14 protein-coding genes (1 of these 14 running past the window's edge) are annotated in these 13,872 nt (G+C 65.2%); 4 read left to right on the top strand and 10 right to left on the bottom strand.

The annotated features are described in order from the left end of the window. Positions 1 to 212, top strand: partial view of a hypothetical protein gene (locus ACVI1L_RS08525; RefSeq protein WP_076827472.1) — the final stretch only. The gene continues 424 nt to the left of window position 1, outside the view; 212 of the gene's 636 nt are visible here — the last part of the coding sequence; the start codon falls outside the window, past its left edge; its stop codon occupies positions 210 to 212. Between the two features lie 131 nt (positions 213 to 343). Here ACVI1L_RS08525 and ACVI1L_RS08520 read toward each other — a convergent pair whose 3' ends face one another. Next, positions 344 to 1,432 (bottom strand): TRAP transporter substrate-binding protein, encoded by a 1,089-nt coding sequence (locus tag ACVI1L_RS08520; RefSeq protein ID WP_057017852.1) that lies wholly within the window; start codon positions 1,430 to 1,432, stop codon positions 344 to 346. A gap of 308 nt (positions 1,433 to 1,740) precedes the next feature. Between ACVI1L_RS08520 and ACVI1L_RS08515 the strand changes: the two genes are divergently transcribed. Continuing rightward, entirely contained in the window at positions 1,741 to 2,826 is a 1,086-nt protein-coding gene (locus tag ACVI1L_RS08515) for an NAD-dependent epimerase/dehydratase family protein (protein WP_456782681.1), read from the top strand. Between the two features lie 235 nt (positions 2,827 to 3,061). Here the strand turns inward: ACVI1L_RS08515 and ACVI1L_RS08510 are convergent, their stop codons facing one another. From ACVI1L_RS08510 to ACVI1L_RS08490, 5 genes are all read right to left on the bottom strand, one after another. Next, a complete protein-coding gene (locus ACVI1L_RS08510; protein WP_456782680.1) occupies positions 3,062 to 4,369 on the bottom strand; it encodes an NAD(P)H-dependent oxidoreductase in 1,308 nt (435 codons plus the stop codon). 132 nt (positions 4,370 to 4,501) lie between these two features. Next, complete coding sequence (locus ACVI1L_RS08505) at positions 4,502 to 5,302, bottom strand: phytanoyl-CoA dioxygenase family protein (RefSeq protein WP_050425629.1); 801 nt, start codon at positions 5,300 to 5,302, stop codon at positions 4,502 to 4,504. A gap of 136 nt (positions 5,303 to 5,438) precedes the next feature. After that, positions 5,439 to 6,113: a GntR family transcriptional regulator gene (locus ACVI1L_RS08500; protein WP_057017850.1), complete on the bottom strand. Its 675-nt coding sequence runs from the start codon at positions 6,111 to 6,113 to the stop codon at positions 5,439 to 5,441. 258 nt (positions 6,114 to 6,371) lie between these two features. Next, positions 6,372 to 7,622: a M20/M25/M40 family metallo-hydrolase gene (locus ACVI1L_RS08495; RefSeq protein WP_456782679.1), complete on the bottom strand. Its 1,251-nt coding sequence runs from the start codon at positions 7,620 to 7,622 to the stop codon at positions 6,372 to 6,374. Between the two features lie 64 nt (positions 7,623 to 7,686). Beyond that, positions 7,687 to 8,553: a sigma-70 family RNA polymerase sigma factor gene (locus ACVI1L_RS08490; protein WP_456782678.1), complete on the bottom strand. Its 867-nt coding sequence runs from the start codon at positions 8,551 to 8,553 to the stop codon at positions 7,687 to 7,689. Positions 8,554 to 8,662: 109 nt separating this feature from the next. Here ACVI1L_RS08490 and ACVI1L_RS08485 point away from each other — a divergent pair, with 109 nt between their 5' ends. Further along, positions 8,663 to 9,118, top strand: a complete 456-nt coding sequence (locus ACVI1L_RS08485) for a carboxymuconolactone decarboxylase family protein (protein WP_028341912.1) — start codon at positions 8,663 to 8,665, stop codon at positions 9,116 to 9,118. Positions 9,119 to 9,287: 169 nt separating this feature from the next. Here ACVI1L_RS08485 and ACVI1L_RS08480 read toward each other — a convergent pair whose 3' ends face one another. Then, a complete protein-coding gene (locus ACVI1L_RS08480; protein ID WP_253625376.1) occupies positions 9,288 to 10,097 on the bottom strand; it encodes an alpha/beta fold hydrolase in 810 nt (269 codons plus the stop codon). A 144-nt stretch (positions 10,098 to 10,241) separates the two neighbouring features. Here ACVI1L_RS08480 and ACVI1L_RS08475 point away from each other — a divergent pair, with 144 nt between their 5' ends. Continuing rightward, positions 10,242 to 10,784: a methylated-DNA--[protein]-cysteine S-methyltransferase gene (locus ACVI1L_RS08475; protein ID WP_057017846.1), complete on the top strand. Its 543-nt coding sequence runs from the start codon at positions 10,242 to 10,244 to the stop codon at positions 10,782 to 10,784. Between the two features lie 229 nt (positions 10,785 to 11,013). On the opposite strand, the gene ACVI1L_RS08470 is transcribed toward ACVI1L_RS08475, so the two are convergent. The 3 genes from ACVI1L_RS08470 to ACVI1L_RS08460 form a co-directional block, all read right to left on the bottom strand. Further along, positions 11,014 to 11,883, bottom strand: coding sequence for an MBL fold metallo-hydrolase (locus tag ACVI1L_RS08470; protein WP_057017845.1), 870 nt, complete (start codon positions 11,881 to 11,883; stop codon positions 11,014 to 11,016). Positions 11,884 to 12,162: 279 nt separating this feature from the next. Then, positions 12,163 to 12,777, bottom strand: coding sequence for a glutathione S-transferase family protein (locus ACVI1L_RS08465; RefSeq protein WP_057017844.1), 615 nt, complete (start codon positions 12,775 to 12,777; stop codon positions 12,163 to 12,165). 158 nt (positions 12,778 to 12,935) lie between these two features. Next, complete coding sequence (locus ACVI1L_RS08460; protein WP_076827518.1) at positions 12,936 to 13,778, bottom strand: fumarylacetoacetate hydrolase family protein; 843 nt, start codon at positions 13,776 to 13,778, stop codon at positions 12,936 to 12,938. Positions 13,779 to 13,872 lie beyond the last annotated feature (94 nt).

Here is a 13,872-nt window from a genome sequence, read left to right as displayed (position 1 = left end):
ATGTCGGTCCCGAGGCCGTGCTGAAGGCGCAGATCGCCCAGGTCCAGGCCGACAAGAAGATGTCGGCCAAGGACAAGAAGGACGCGCTCGCCGACCTCAACGACGCCCTAAAGTCGCCGCCGCCCGCGGTCGAGAACAAGGGCAACATCGATCTCGTGACCAAGAGCTACGACAAGCTGATGGAAGAGTTCGGCGGCAGCGACGACAATTAATGCGTCGCATGATCTCGCCGGAAAACCGCTTCGCACTTTTCCGGATCACGCCCTGAGCCGTCAGCCGAATCAAAAATGAGCCCCGGAGAAATTTCTCCGGGGCTTTTTTATTGTCTCGGGACGCGTCCGGTTCAGGTGCGCGTGCGCATCCGCATCATGAAGCTGTCGAACGAGAGCTCGGCGACCTGCATCCAGGCCAGCGATTCGTTGCGATAAGCGGCGAGGCTCGCATGCATCTTGCCGAAATGCGGATTGCTCTTGGAAAGATCCGCGTAGATCTCGTTGGCCGCGTTGTAGCAGGCTTCCAGCACCTCCTGCGGGAATGGCCGCAACTGCGCGCCGGCCACGATCAGGCGCTTCAGCGCCGGCGGGTTGACCGCGTCATATTTGCCGGTCACCCAGGTGAAGGTGTCCTCGGAAGCCGCCTGGATCGCGGCCTGATAGTGCTTCGGCAGCGCGTTCCACTTGTCCTTGTTCATCACATTGTGGCCCTGGCCGGTACCTTCCCACCAGCCGGGGTAGTAGTAGAACTTCGCGACCTTGACGAAGCCGAGCTTCTCGTCGTCATACGGCCCGACCCATTCAGCGGCGTCGATGGTGCCTTTTTCCAGCGCCGGATAGATGTCGCCGCCGGCGATCTGCTGCGGCACCCCGCCGACCTTGGCGATGATGGTGCCGGCGAAGCCGCCGACCCGGAATTTCAAGCCCTGGAAATCCGCCATCGACTTGATCTCCTTCCTGAACCAGCCGCCCATCTGGGCGCCGGTCGAGCCGGTCGGAATGCCGATGCAGTTGAATTCTGCGAGCAGATTGTTGAGCAGGTCGGTGCCGCCGCCCCATTGCAGCCAGGAAATGTGCTGGCGCGTGTTGAGGCCGAACGGCAGCGACGTGCCGAAGGTGAAGGCGGGATTCTTGCCCCAGTAATAATACAGCGCGGTGTTGCCCATCTCGACCGTGCCGTTGGAGACGGCGTCCAGCACCTGCAGGCCGGGGACGATCTCGCCGGCGGCGAACGGCTGGATCTGGAAGCGGTTGTCGGTGATCTCGGCGACGCGCTTGCAGAAGAATTCACACCCGCCATAGAGCGTATCGAGCGCCTTCGGCCAGCTCGCCGCGAGCCGCCACCTGACCTCCGGCATCGATTGCGCGACCGCGGGCGCGGCGACCGCCGTCGCAGCCAGCCCGACGCCGCCTGCCTTCAAGAATTCACGACGTTTCATGCGTATCCCTCCTGTGTGCCGATGCCTCGACAAGGGGAACGATCTTGGTGCCGTCTTTCTTCGCCGATCGATCGACGTTCTGTGATGAATGTGTCCGGTGGCCCTCGACGGGCTCTTGTTGTGGAAATCCGAGTTTCCGGTTCCGCCGGTGAGGATGATCGTTTGCCGGAGGAAATCAAGCGCCTGCCTTCGTTGCAGGTGCGAAGGGCAATCGGCGCTGTCGGTCTCATCCGATACCCGCCGCGATGGCTGCCGGCCCTGCCGCGATCTGCTACGCAGGGCGGGTGGGTTGATGGGAGTTCAAGGACATGGCCAACAAGAAAATCGTGGTTGCCGGCGCAACCGGCCTCGTGGGCAACGCCGCCTTGCGACACTTCGGCGCATCCGACGATTGCGAGCGCATTGCGCTGTCGCGCCGCAAGCCACGCGATCTCTATGGCGCGCGGCATGTGCGAATCGATCTCACCAGCGCGGAGGATTGCCGTCGCGCCGCGGCGGAGCTCGGCGGCGCTACGCACCTGATCTACGCCGCGCTCTATGAGGCGCCCAGCCTGGTTGATGGCTGGCGCGATGCCGGCCAGATCGAAACCAACGACCGGATGCTGCGCAATTTGATGGGCGTGCTCGAACCCGTCGCGCCCGATCTCAAGCATGTCGCGCTGCTGCAGGGCACCAAGGCCTATGGCGTGCATGTCCGGCCGCTCACGGTGCCGGCGCGCGAGGGCCGTTCGGAGATGTACGAGCAGCCGAATTTCTATTGGGCGCAGGAGAATTTCCTGCGCGAGCTGCAGCGGGGCAAGAGCTGGCACTGGAGCATCTTGCGCCCGGTCCTGATCATCGGCGAAGCCATGGGCGGCGCGATGGACCTGATCCCGCCGCTCGGCGTCTACGCGGCGGTGCTGCGCGCGCAGGGCAGGCCGCTGGATTATCCGGGCGGCGCGCCGCGCGTCGCGCAAGCGGTCGATGTCGATCTGCTGGCACGCGCGATCGCCTGGTCGGGTGACGCCGAGGCTGCGCGCAATGAAGCGTTCAACGTCACCAATGGCGACGTCTTCACCTGGCAAAATATCTGGCCGGCGGTCTCGGACGCGCTCGAGATGACGCCGGGCCGGCACGTGCCGCTGTCGCTGGCGCAGGAGTATCCGAAATGGATCGCGCCGTGGGACGAATTGCGCAGGACGCACGACCTGATCGCGCCCGGGCTGGAGGAGTTCGTCGGCCTGTCCTTCCAATATGCCGATTACAGCATGCGCTACGGACAGACTGAAGCTGGTCCGCCGTCGATCGTCTCGACGGTGAAGATCAACCAGGCCGGCTTCACCGAGATGATGGATACGGAAGCGATGTTCCGGAAGTGGTTCAGGCTGGCGAAGGCGAGCCGGCTGCTGCCGTAGTCATTGAGCCGCGCTCCATCTTCTCCCTCTCCCCGTTCTTACGGGGAGAGGGTTGGGGTGAGGGGCATCCATCCGGCGAGCACTTCGCCGCTTGTTGAGCAGTTTGCCTCGCCCCTCACCCGGATCACACCGGACGATGCTTCGCATCGCCGGGGCGATCCGACCTCTCCCCGCAAAGAGCGGGGAGAGGTGAAGGGCACACTCGCTCTTTCGGCGAGCGGAGCGACCGAAGACGCTACCGCGAGAACGCTACTTCCATCGCCTTGCGCGTCTTGATCGTATCGTTGCTCTCGTCGACCTCGACATCGCTCCAGCGCACGACAGCGCCATGGGCGACGTCGCTCTTCAGCTTCACCCGATGGGCAAGCCCGATCGGCAATGCGCCGGCGGCGAGGCTGGCGGCGGCCGGCATCAGCTTGCCCCACACGGTGTAGCCGCCTTCGCCGTCGAGCATCTCGCCGGCGCGCAGATTGCGCTTGGCCACCGCTGCGACGTCGCCGCGGAAGCCGCGCGGCTGCCCGGTCGGCTCGTTGCGCAGCGCTGCCGACAGCACGGAGATGTTCAGCTCGAGTCCGATCAGATGATACGGCTTGTACATCGCCGCATAGCGGCCGGAGGCGTCGGTCTTGAGGCCGTACTGCTTGAAGCAATCGGCGGCATAATCGTTGGGCGCCTCCAGCACCACATAGACGCCCCAGCGCAGATCGCGGAACACCGGACGGCCGTCGCGCTCCAGCGACGACACCACTTCGACGATGCCGGATTTCTCCAGCACGCCGCCCTTGTCGCGCGGCCGCATCACATGCGGCAGGTCGTCGACGCCGCAGGGCGGAAACAGCAATCCCTCCGACGGCACGTCGAGGGTGCAGGCGTTGGCGATCGCCGCCATCTCGATCGCGGATTTGGTGCCGTCGAGGAAGGAGTTGAACATCTGCGGATTCATGCCGGCGGATTGCGCCTCGCCGGCGGTGAGCCCGTAATGCTGCCACACACCGTCCGGCGTGACGTCGTGATAGGCCGGCAGGTACTTTGTGCCCTTGCCGGCGGCGACGACGCGGAAGCCGGTCGCGCGGGCCCAGTCGACCAGCTCGGCTGTCAGCGCCGGCTGGTCGCCATAGGCCAGCGAATAGACCACGCCGGCCTTGCGTGCCTCCTCGGCGAGCAGCGGCCCCGCCAGCACATCGGCCTCGACATTGACCATCACGACATGTTTGCCGGCGGCAATCGCCGCGCGGGCATGGCGGATGCCGACGGCGGGATTGCCGGTCGCTTCCACCACGACATCGAATGCGCCGCCGGCGATCGCACGCGCGCCGTCGTCGGTGAAGGTGGTGGCGCTGATCCGCGCGTCGTCCCAGCCGACCGTGCGGCACGCCTCGCGGGCCCGGTCACGGTCGAGATCGACGATCACGGGCACCTCAAGCCCCGGCGTGTGCGGCACCTGCGACAGGAACATCGAGCCGAATTTTCCGGCGCCGATCAGGACGACGCGCACCGGCTTGCCGGCGGCGGCGCGGGTTTTGAGGAGGTGATGCAGGTTCATGATGCTTTCCAAACAAAAGGGTCGTTCCGGGGCGCGTGAAACGCGAACCCGGAACCTCGAGATTCCCCGATGCGCAACTGCGCATCTGCGGTTCGACGCTAACGCACCGCCCCGGAATGACGGTCGAAGACTTTACTCCGCCGCCTGCCGCGGTGCACGAGCGAGCCGCAGCAGCGCGTCGTCGGCGACGGTCTGGATCGGCGTGAAGTCGCGGTGCGCGATGTAGTCGGGCCGCGTCGGGGTGCGGATGTAATTCGAGACCGCGTTCAGCGTCAGGTAGACGATCTTGCGCGGGTAGGGCGTGATGTTGCCGCTCGATCCGTGCACCAGATTGCCGTGGAACATCAGCATGCCGCCGGGCTTGCCGGTCGGCGCGACGATGCCGCCCTGCTTCACGAGGCGGGTCACGGTTTCCTCGTCCAGCGTCCACAGCGGATAGGATGTGGTTTCGAGATCGTGCGAGGCTTTCAGATCGCCCGCGGTCTGGCTCTGCGGCACCAGCATCAAGGGGCCGTTGATCGGCATCACCTCGTCGAGGAAGATCGCGATGTTCATCGCGCGCGGCTCCGGCATGCCGTCATCGCGCTTCCAGGTGCCGTAGTCCTGGTGCCACTGCCAGACGTCGCCGGTGAAGGCCGCCTTCGCGTTGATCTTGAACTGATGCATGTAGACCTTCTCGCCGAACAGCTGCTCGATGGGGTCGATCATGCGCGGATGCGCGCCGAGGGTGCCGAACGCCTCATTGTAGAGATGCGCGGCGAAGGCCGTGCGCGGCGCGCCGCTCTTCTCGCGCCACACCTCGGGGCGGTTGGCGTCATAGATCGAGACTGCTTCGCGCGCGAGGAAGTCGACCTCTTCCTGGCTGAACAGCTCGGGCAGGAACAGCCAGCCTTCGCGATGGAAAAATTCGACCTGCTCTTGGGTCAGTTTCATGGTGCTTTCCTCCTGTTGTTATTGTCATTCCGGGGCGATGCGTGAGCATCGAACCCGGAATCTCGAGGTTCCCCGATGCGCAATTGCGCATCTGTGGTTCGGTGCTCCGCACCGCCCCGGAACGACGGCGTGAACGTCACGCCGCCACGTCGATTGCCCTCAGCTTCTCCTCGGTCATCCGTCCTGCCGTCTGCGCATGCGCCAGCGCCGCGGCTTCTGCCGCTGCGGCATTGCCGGAAAAAACATGCGCGGCGATGGTCTCGTGCTCGGTCCAGGCGCTGCCGCGGTAATCGAGCTCGGCGAGCACGGTCGCCATCGAGCGGCGCATATGCGGCCATTGCGGCGCGATCATCTCCTCGATCGCGGAATTGCCGGCGAGGCGATAGATCGCGCTGTGGAAATCGACGTCGAGTGCGATCAGGCGCGCCAGCGGCGTGCCGTCGTCGATCGCGCGTCCGGCTTCGAGCGCGGCTTCGAGTTGCGCGCGTGCCGCGGCATCTTCCTTTACACGCGTAGCGGCAAGCCGTGCCGCCAGCGCATCGATGGCGCCGCGGACTTCATAGAGTTCGCGGATGCGCTGCGGATCGAGCTGCGTCACCTCGAAGCCGCGTTTGCCGCTCTCCGCGACAAGGCCCTGGCGATGCAACAGATGCAGGGCGTGCGAAATCGGCTGGCGCGAGACGCCGAGCCGATCGGCAAGTTCGTTCTGGGTGATGCGCTGGCCAGGCAGCAGCGTGCGGTCGATGATCGCTTCGAGCAATCGCCCGTAAACCTGGTCGATGAGGTTTGGAAGCGGGTCCAACGGGATCATACCGACTGTCCAGTTTGGAATACGGAATTCCGTGTTCGAAAATGAGGTTACTGCGGGTTGGGGGAGCGGTCAAGGCTCCGGTTTGCGACCACGCTAAGCGATTGAGAATGGGCCGGTTTTTGACCGGGCCGCGCTGCGACAGCCGTCCCAACGTCGTGATGGCCGGGCTTGGGTCGGCCGTCCGCGTCCTTCTTGATGCCGGGACCAGAGCGGCGGATGCCCGGGACAAGCCCGGGCATGACGAGTTTTTCGGAAACGCTACTTCGCCTTGCCCAGCTCCATCAGCGTCCGCGTCATCAGATAGAGCCGCGGCACGATCGAGTTGGTGTCGATGTATTCGTCGCGCGCGTGATAGCCCCAGCCGGCGAGGCCGAAGCTTTCGACCACGACCGCCTTGCCGCTGCGCGCGGCGTAGCCGGCGTCGGTCGCGCCGCCGGTCATTTCCGCGATGTCGAGCGTGCGCCCGAGTTCGGTGTAGATCGTCTGTCCCTGCCTGGCGAGCGCGCGGCCGCGATCATCGGCCACGAACGGCGGGCGGCCCGCGACGACCTTCACGGTCACCTCGGTGTCCGCGATCAGTCTGTTCTTCACCTTCTCGTCGAGCGCGGCCTGCAGCTTTTGCACGCCGTCGGGAATGGTGAGGCGGATGTCGGCGCCGGCGGTGGCATGATCGGGGATCTGGTTGCGCACAGTGCCGGCCTTCGCGGTGGTCCAGTTCAGCTGCGTGCCCGGAATCGATTTCGCGATGTCCTGGGTCTGCAGCAATTGATGCGCGAGCTCGATCAGCGCGTTGCGGCCGAGCTGCGGCGCCGCGCCGGCATGCGAGGCCTTGCCTTTCACATCGATCGTGCCGGTGGCGGTGCCGCTGGCGCCGAGCAGCAGGCTTTCATTTTTCGCGACCGGCGGCGCCACCGTCGGCTCGCAGGACAGCACCACGTCGTGCTGGTCGGCGAGCTCGGCGATGATCTCGCCGGAGCCGATCGAGCCGACCTCCTCATCCGGATTGAACGACACCGTGAGCTTGGCGTAATCGCGCCAGCCCGCATCGTTCAGGATCTTGAGCGCATGCAGGATGACGGCGATGCCGCCCTTGTCGTCGGCAATGCCGGGTCCGTAGATCCTGTTGCCGTCGACCTTGTAGGGCTGGGTGTCGAGGATGCCGTGCTCATACACCGTATCCATATGCGCGATCAGCATCAGCTTCTTCGTGCCGGTGCCCTCAAAGCTGCCGATCACCATGTCGGCGCCGGCGCCCTTCGTGGTCTTGCGCCGCTCGGTCTTGGCGCCGAGCGCCTTCAGCCGTGCCTCGGTGTAGTCGGCCATCTTCTTCAGGCCTTCGACATCGCTGGAGCCCGATTCGATCAGCACCATGTCGTGCAGGCTCTCGATCACCGCCGGCTGGGCCTGCTCGGCGGCCGCGCGCAGCTTCTCGTCTGCGGCGGCAAGGGCGGAGGAGGAGGCGAGGGCGAGCAGGCCAGCCGACGCGAGCAATTTGATGGATAGTTTCATGATTGTCCTCCCTGCGCAGATGCAGAGAGACACTAGCATTGCGACTTGGCTGCCTCCAGCTGTGTCAGCTGCGCTCAAGCACCTCGACATCGAAGGTCCCGATCTCCGAGGCGTCGGCGGTCGCGTCGATCGTTGCGATCCTGTCGCCTGAGACCGTGACCCGCAGCACGATGCGCAGCGCGCCGCCGAAGATGACGGCAACGCCGATCCCGCCGTCGACCAGAGCGGCTTTCGCCGCCTGCGCGCGTCCCTTGAAGCTTTCGGCAACCGCTGCGGCGCCGCGGATCACCGGCAGCGAGCCGAGCCGCTGTGCGGCCTGATCGGCGCGCACCACGACGTCGGGCGCCAGCACGGCCAGCAGCCCTTCGAAATCGCCGTTGCGGGATGCGGCAAGAAAGGCCTCGACGATGCTGCGCTGCCGGATGAGATCGGCATCCGGTGCGGGTGGCGCACCCTGCACGCGACGCCTGGCACGGCTGGCGAGCTGCCGCGCGGCGGCCGGCGTGCGGCCGACGATCGGCGCGATCTCCTCGAACGGCACCGCGAACATATCGTGCAGCACGAAAGCCAGCCGCTCGGCCGGCGCCAGCGTTTCCAGCACCACGAGCAGCGCGGCGCCGACGGAATCGGCCATCTCGGTCTCGCGCTCGGACGGATTGTCCGCGATCGGCTCCGGCACATGTGGGCCGATCGGCTCCTCGCGGCGCGATTTGCGCGAGCGCAGCATGTCGAGACAGATGCGCGCGATCACCGTGGTCAGCCAGCCCCCGAGATTGTCGACCGCCGCCGTGTCGGTGCGGCCGAGCCGCAGCCAGGTTTCCTGCACGGCATCGTCGACTTCGGCGGTCGAGCCCAGCATGCGATAGGCCACCGCCCGCAGGCGCGGCCGGTTGGCCTCGAACTGCTCGGTGAGAGAATTTTTCTCGTCCACGGTCACATTCCCTTTGTCCGCTCCGTCATGGCCATGACGAACGAAACTGCGCCGATGTGACAACAGATCGGCACGGCGCCGTCAAAAGGCAATTCAGGAGAATGACATGATGAAAGCCCGCATGAACCACCCGGTGATGGTTGTTCCCGAGGCCATGAAGGCGCTGCAGGCGCTGAGCGAGAGCACCAAGCCAGCTCTGCCGGAAAAGCTGCTGGAACTGGTGCATCTGCGCGCCAGCCAGATCAATGGCTGCAGCGTCTGCGTCGATATGCACCCAAAGCTCGCCCGGCGTGCCGGCGAGACCGACGAGCGGCTGTTCGCGGTCGGTGCCTGGCGCGACGCGCCGTATTTCACCGAGGCCGAGCGCGCCGCGCTGGCGCTGACCGAAGCGGTGACCCGGCTCAGCGACCGCGAGGATCCGGTGACGGACGCGGTGTGGGACGAGGCGGCCAAGCACTTCGACGAGCAGCAGCTCGCGTCCCTGGTGCTGGGTATCGCGGCGATCAACGTCTGGAACCGGCTCAACGTCGCGGTGCGCCAGCCGGTCGGCGCCTGGAAGGTGTGAGAGAGTAGCTTTCTTACTTCGCCTCTCCCCTTGTGGGAGAGGCCGCCACCGATGCGTCGCATCGGTGGCGGGTGAGGGGTCTGCCTCCGCGGAGAGAACCCCTCACCCGGCACGATGCCGCTGCGCACCATCGCGCCACCCTCTCCCACAAGGGGAAAGGGTGCACCGCTTACGCGGAGAGAAACTCCAGCACGATCTCGCAGTAGCGCTGCGGGGCCTGCTCGAACATCGGATGGGTGGTGCCCGGGATCATCTCGGTGCGCGAACCCTTCACATTGGCGGCGAGCGCGTGCAGCACCTTCGGCAGCACGCCCTTGGTGTTGGCGCCGCCGATGAACAGCGTCGGCGTCTTGATCGCTTCCGCGTCCGCCTTCGAGAATGGCGGGCGTTGGTCGCGGGTCTGGCCGATCAGCGTGGTCGCATTGTCGCGCAACAGCTGCTTGGAGGTTGCCGGAATCCGCTTCCACGCGCCGGGGCCTTCGAGCGCGTCCATGAAGATCTGCAAGCCGCCGTCGATGTCGCCCTTGGCGATTTCCGCCGCGCATGCCGCGAAGCGTGCTGCCAGCGGCGAGGGGCCCGGCTTGAAATCGGGATCGAGGGTCTCGTCGAGCTCGCCGCCCGGCTCGGCGAGGATCAGCTTGCGCAACAGGTCAGGCCGCCGCTGCGCGGCACGGAAGCAGATATGGCCGCCGCGGGAATGCCCCATCAGGTCGACCGGTCTGGTGTCGAATTTTTCGATAAAGGCGATCACGTCGTCGACGTGCTGCGCGATCGAATAGGTGTCGCCGATGCCGTCCCAATGCGCCGGGAAGAAATGCCGCAGGCTGACCGCGATCACGCGGTGCCGCCGCGTCAGCGGGCCGAGCACCGCCGACCAGATCCGGAAGTCGCACAGCGAGCCGTGCACGCAGATCAGCGGCGGGCCCTCTCCGACATCGAGATAGGGCATATCGAAACCGTTGACGTGGAGGCTGTGCATTTTGGGCTCGCGGAGAGGCAGGAGATGTTGTTGATTTGGCCGAAGTTCCCACGGAATTCGGGTGGATAGCAACATTCTCCAAGCCTAGATTCCGGATCAACGGCAGGCTCACGCGAGAGCTGAAGGGAACATCTGGAGCGAGCCATGACCGGCCAGCATTTTGCAATCTTCGAGACCATGATCGGCGCCTGTGGCGTCGTCTGGGGCGAGCACGGCGTTACCGGGGTGCAGCTGCCGATGGGCACCGAGGAGAAGACCCGCAAGCGGATCTTCCAGCGCAACGGCGAGGTCACCGAGGCGGCGCCGCCGGCCGAGGTGCAGCACGCGATCGACGGCATGATCGAGCTGCTCGCCGGCAAGCCGAACGACCTTGCCGACATTGTGCTCGATCTCGACGGCGTGCCGGAATTCAACCGCGGCGTCTACGACATCGCGCGGAAGATCCCGCCGGGCAAGACCGTAACCTATGGCGATATCGCCAAGCAGCTCGGCGGGGTCGAGCTGTCACGCGATGTCGGCCAGGCGCTCGGCCGCAACCCGTGCCCGATCGTGGTGCCTTGCCACCGCGTGCTGGCGGCGGGCAACAAGCCGGGCGGCTTCTCGGCCAATGGCGGCGTCGTCACCAAGCTGAAGATGCTGCAGATCGAAGGCGCGATCGTGAACCACACGCCGAGCTTGTTTGATTGAGGTGCGCGCGCTCTTATCCTCCCCTGGAGGGGAGGATCGGTTCGCATGAAATGCGAACCGAGGTGGGGTGAAGGTCTCTCGTAACGGGCGCTGCCCGCGTTGAGAGATCACCCCACCCCGTCTCACATTGCGCTGCGCCTGATGTGAGCCACCCAGAGAGCGAGCTACGCTCGTCTCGCCCCCTCCAGGGGAGGGTGGCAGGGTGCGACTATCGCGAGTTTGGCTCACGTCACACCGTTTCGCACACAAACCCGCTGCCCTTCCGCCTGATCTTGCCAATCGACGGCGAGGGGAAATGCGCGGGGCAGCACAGCGTGTCGGTGTCGCAATAACGCTCCAGGAAGCCGCGCCGCGTCTTCGCGGCTTGCGCCTGGTCGACATCGAACTTCGCCGACAGCTCCGGATAATGCGTCTGGATCGGCGAGTGCATCAGATCGCCCGAAAAGACCGCAGCGTCCTTGCCGCGGCCGAAGGCGAAGGCGACGTGGCCCGGCGTGTGGCCGGGCGTCGGCAGGATGCGAGCATGGTCGCCGATCGCAAAGTCATGGCCGACGATCTCGGCGCGCTTGGCCTCGACCACCGGCAGCACGCTGTCCACGAAAGGCGGGACTTCCGCCTTCGCGTTGCTCTCGGTCCAGTAGTCGAACTCGGCCTTGTCGAACACGTAGCGCGCGTTTGGAAAGGTCGGCACCCAGCGGCCGTTCTCCAGCCGCGTGTTCCAGCCGACGTGATCGACATGCAGATGCGTGCACATCACATAGTCGATGTCAGCGACGGAGAAGCCGGCTGACGCCAGACTGCGCAGATAGTTGTCGTCGGTCTTCATATTCCATTTCGGCCGCGCCGGCCGCGGCTTGTCGTTGCCGATGCAGCTGTCGATCAGGATGGTATGGTGCGGTGTCTTCACGACGTAGGACTGGAACGCCAGGATCAAGGTGTCGCTGTCGTCGAGCGCACCGGTGGCCTGCATCCAGCCGCGGTTCTCGGCGAGCACGTCCGGCGTCAGTCCGGGCAGCATGTCGTGCGCGGGCAGGAATGTGGTCTCCTGCTCGACGATGCGATGAATGGTGAGATCGCCGGCGGCAAACTTCAGGCTCATGGTGATTCCTTGGCGTTGGCGCTTTCGAGCGAGGTGGAGTCCGGTTCGCGTGAAGAAGCGCGCAGGAAAGTTCTAGTGCGCGTCGCGCACGGCGGGAATGATGATGTTGGCAAGGATATCCATCGCCGCAAGGCCTTCCTTCGGCTGGCCGTACCGGGCTGCCGTCGTCATCATCACAAGGTCGAGATCGGAGCCAGGCCGGCGATGCACAAGACCTGCGCCGGGAGGTGAGAGGCGGGGAGGCATTCGCGCGTCACATGCTCCCCGCTGTTGCCGTGGTCACGCCGCCGGCGGCGCCGAGATCTTCACCGACGGCCGCTCCAGCATTTTCTGGTAGAACGCGTCGAGCTTGGGATAGGCCTTGCGCCAGCCGCAATCGGCGAAGCGGAAATCGGCATAGCCGAGCACGCAAACGAGGCCGATCTGCGCGATGTCGAACGACGCGCCATCGAGAACATCCGGCCGGTTCTCGAACCGCGCCATGCCGGCCCAGGCCCTGTTCCAGTGATCGTCGTGCCAGGCCTGCCACAGCGAGCCCTGCGGCCGCACCATTTTCTCGTAGCGGCACAGCAGCATGGAATCGAGCATGCCGTTGAGCAGGGAGTGATCGGTCTTCAGCTTCCAGCGCCGCGGGCCGTAGCCCGGGATCAGCCGGCCGCCGCCGAGCTCGTTGAGATATTCGACGATGACGTAGGAATCGAGGATGACGTCGCCATGGTCGAGGATCAGCACCGGCAGTTTCTTCAGCGGCGAGATCTTGGAGTATTCGTCGTTGGCCGTGCCGGGCGCGACGGTCGCCGGCACCAGCTCGATCTTGTCGATCAGGCCAAGCTCGATCGCCGCGATGCGCACCTTGCGGGCGAACGGGGAGGCGGGAGAGAAGGTGAGTTTCATGGAGATGACCTCTTTACGAACACACAGTCGTCATCCTGAGAGACCGTGAATGTATGACTCTCGATGACGCAACATACTCGATGTCGTCCCGGCCTAGTGCGCAATTGCGCACGGGAGCCGGGACGACGAGGGGAGAGATTGCGCTGTATCCCCGAAAACTACGCCCCAACGATTTCCTGGCGCTGCTCGCCGAGGCCTTCGATGCCGAGCGTCACGACGTCGCCGACGTTGAGATATTGCGGCGGCTTCATGCCGGTGCCGACGCCGGGCGGGGTGCCGGTCGTGACGATGTCGCCGGGCAGCAGCGTCATGAACTGCGAGACGTAGGAGATGCACTTCGCCATCGTGAAGATCATGGTCGAGGTCGTGCCGGTCTGGCGGCGCTGGCCGTTGACGTCGAGCCACATCGACAGCTTCTGCACGTCGGCGATTTCATCCTTGGTGACGAGCCACGGGCCGACCGGGCCGAACGTGTCGTGCGACTTGCCCTTGGTCCACTGTCCGAGGCGCTCGATCTGGAAGTTGCGCTCGGAGACGTCGTTGCAGATGCAGTAGCCGGCGACGTGGTTCAGCGCGTCGGCCTCCGAGACATATTTGGCGCGGGTGCCGATGATGGCGGCGATCTCGACTTCCCAGTCGAGCTTGGTCGAACCGCGCGGCTTCTCGACCGGATCGTTGGGACCGGACAGCGCGGTGTTGGCCTTCAGGAAGAAGATCGGCTCGGACGGGATCGGGTTGCCGGTTTCCTTGGCGTGGTCGGAATAATTCAGGCCGATCGCGACGAATTTGGAGATGCCGGTGACGGGGGCGCCGAAGCGCGGCTTGCCGGCGACGGCGGGCAGGGAGGCGGGATCGAGGGCAGCAAGCTTCTTCAGCGATTCCGGCGTGTAGGCATCGCCGGTCAGGTCCTTCAGATGGGCCGAGAGGTCGCGGAGCTGGCCGGATTTGTCGATCAGACCGGGCTTTTCCGCACCCTTTTCGCCATAACGAACAAGCTTCATGTTGATCACTCCCTACGATGTCCTGAGGATTGTTACTGGTATACCTCGACACGCTTCATGGAACAGCGCGCCGGGAAATTCAACCGCCCTGAGC

This window comes from Bradyrhizobium sp. USDA 4516, from assembly GCF_054055915.1.
This window is presented reverse-complemented; position numbering and strand designations above follow the sequence as displayed.

What these genes read in the sequence shown, in the direction of transcription:
- ACVI1L_RS08475 (WP_057017846.1), top strand. Translation starts at nt 10,242, where the DNA reads ATGACCGGCCAGCATTTTGCAATCTTCGAGACCATGATCGGCGCCTGT.
- ACVI1L_RS08520 (WP_057017852.1), bottom strand. Translation starts at nt 1,432, where the DNA reads ATGAAACGTCGTGAATTCTTGAAGGCAGGCGGCGTCGGGCTGGCTGCG.
- ACVI1L_RS08500 (WP_057017850.1), bottom strand. Translation starts at nt 6,113, where the DNA reads ATGATCCCGTTGGACCCGCTTCCAAACCTCATCGACCAGGTTTACGGG.
- ACVI1L_RS08465 (WP_057017844.1), bottom strand. Translation starts at nt 12,777, where the DNA reads ATGAAACTCACCTTCTCTCCCGCCTCCCCGTTCGCCCGCAAGGTGCGC.
- ACVI1L_RS08505 (WP_050425629.1), bottom strand. Translation starts at nt 5,302, where the DNA reads ATGAAACTGACCCAAGAGCAGGTCGAATTTTTCCATCGCGAAGGCTGG.
- ACVI1L_RS08495 (WP_456782679.1), bottom strand. Translation starts at nt 7,622, where the DNA reads ATGAAACTATCCATCAAATTGCTCGCGTCGGCTGGCCTGCTCGCCCTC.
- ACVI1L_RS08480 (WP_253625376.1), bottom strand. Translation starts at nt 10,097, where the DNA reads ATGCACAGCCTCCACGTCAACGGTTTCGATATGCCCTATCTCGATGTC.
- ACVI1L_RS08485 (WP_028341912.1), top strand. Translation starts at nt 8,663, where the DNA reads ATGAAAGCCCGCATGAACCACCCGGTGATGGTTGTTCCCGAGGCCATG.
- ACVI1L_RS08470 (WP_057017845.1), bottom strand. Translation starts at nt 11,883, where the DNA reads ATGAGCCTGAAGTTTGCCGCCGGCGATCTCACCATTCATCGCATCGTC.
- ACVI1L_RS08515 (WP_456782681.1), top strand. Translation starts at nt 1,741, where the DNA reads ATGGCCAACAAGAAAATCGTGGTTGCCGGCGCAACCGGCCTCGTGGGC.
- ACVI1L_RS08460 (WP_076827518.1), bottom strand. Translation starts at nt 13,778, where the DNA reads ATGAAGCTTGTTCGTTATGGCGAAAAGGGTGCGGAAAAGCCCGGTCTG.
- ACVI1L_RS08510 (WP_456782680.1), bottom strand. Translation starts at nt 4,369, where the DNA reads ATGAACCTGCATCACCTCCTCAAAACCCGCGCCGCCGCCGGCAAGCCG.